The organism is Mesorhizobium sp. M2A.F.Ca.ET.039.01.1.1, from assembly GCF_003998035.1.
Taxonomy (GTDB): Bacteria; Pseudomonadota; Alphaproteobacteria; order Rhizobiales; family Rhizobiaceae; genus Mesorhizobium.
Genome location: NZ_RZRY01001067.1, coordinates 1 through 1,612, shown reverse-complemented (window position 1 = coordinate 1,612; position 1,612 = coordinate 1). Strand labels below are relative to the sequence as shown.

Below are 1,612 nucleotides of genomic sequence, written 5' to 3'. Positions count from 1 at the left end.
AAACGAAGCCGCTCATCCATGATGCCAGTCTCTCGCCAAACCATCGCCGGTCCTCCCGGCTGGCAAGAAAACTGTCACCCATCTAATCGGTCCATTCTGTTACCTATCTATCCGGTTCGGACACCGGCATCCTCTCCCCGTATAGTGACGGGGAGAGGGACGCTGTCGCCAGCGATTTCGCAAATCGCCGGCGCTACAGAAAGGGCGCCGTCATCGCGGCCAGCCCCTTCTCCCCGTCACTATACGGGGAGAAGTGCCCGGCAGGGCGATGAGGGGCAGCGCCAAACCTCTGTCATTAGCGATAGCGATCGGTGTAGCAACGGCCGTTCCAATGCCGCCAACCCCCGCTTTGCCATCCCCACCTCCTTTCCGCTAGTATGTCGCGGCTTGGATTTGGGGGGATCGGCATGTCGGAAATCGCCACGGGTACGACCTCGTTGCTCAGGGCATCGCTCAGCCGCACCGGCAAATGGGCGGCGAGCTTCGCCTTTATCAGCGGCGCAGTCGGCGATGTGCTCAACCCGCTCGGGCCCTTTGCCGCCTACATTGCCCTGGTCGCGGCCGTCGCGGCCATCATCATCGCCGTCGCCATGGTGCTGCGCCTGGTGCTGGCCGCCAAGGCGATGCCGGCGCTGATCTTCGCCACCAGTGCGGCGGCGATCGCCGGCGGCGTCTACGGCATCCAGCAGGAAACGAATTCGCAGAACGGCGTGATCGCCAACCTTGTGCCGGCCGTCGCCGAGCTGCAGCAATCGCTGGGCATCGTCTCGCAGAAGGTGGCGAAGATCGAGCAGACGGTCACCGAGACGCAGAAAACGGTCGAGGAGGTCATGAAGTCGACCGACACGGTCGCCAAGACCACCGAGCAGATCGCTTCCACCCAGCAACAGCAGACCGCGCAGGGTGCCGAGACGCAGAAGACCGTCGAGGCGGTCAAGCAGACCACGGATACGGTGGCGCAGAAGACTGAGCAGATCGCTTCCGCCCAACAGCAGCAGTCGGCGCAAGGCGCCGAGACGCAGAAGACTGTCGAGGCGGTCAAGCAGACGACCGACACCTTGGCCGCCGGCCAGCAACAGCAGCAGGCGCAGGCGGAAAAGCTGCAGGCGACGACCGAGCAGATCGCCGCTTCGATCGACACGATCGCCAAGGGCTTCGCCCGGCTCTCGGCCCAGGGCGGCGCGATCGCCGATCCGAAGCGTCCCGACGAATTCTACCACAATGCCCGCGTCTATGAGCTCGCAGGCGACATGCTCAACGCCCGCCGCTCCTATCTCGCCTTTGCCGGCTTCGACGTTGACGCCATCGACCCCTATACGCGCTTTGCCACGCTGCTCAGGGTCCAGGACGGCAAGGCCGGCGCCCGCGAAGTGTTCGGCACGCTGACGGAGAAAGCCAAGGCGCCCTCGATCAAGCTCGTGCATCTGTTGCAGTTCGACGACGCGCAGCGGCTCGACAAGCTCAACGCCTTCATCGCGGCCAACCCCGATTATGCGCCGGCTTATTTTCTCCTGGCGCAGGAGTTTTCCGAGGATCGCCTCGGCAGCCAGACGCTGGCCGACAAGCGCAGCGAGGCGCAGGCGCTGAGCAAATTCGTCGCCTACGAGAAGGA

1 pseudogene is annotated in these 1,612 nt (G+C 64.1%); it reads left to right on the top strand.

From position 1 onward, the window contains the following. Nucleotides 1-407: 407 nt before the first annotated feature. A pseudogene (locus tag EOA24_RS37290) lies at nt 408-1,612 on the top strand (methyl-accepting chemotaxis protein); the annotation flags it as partial.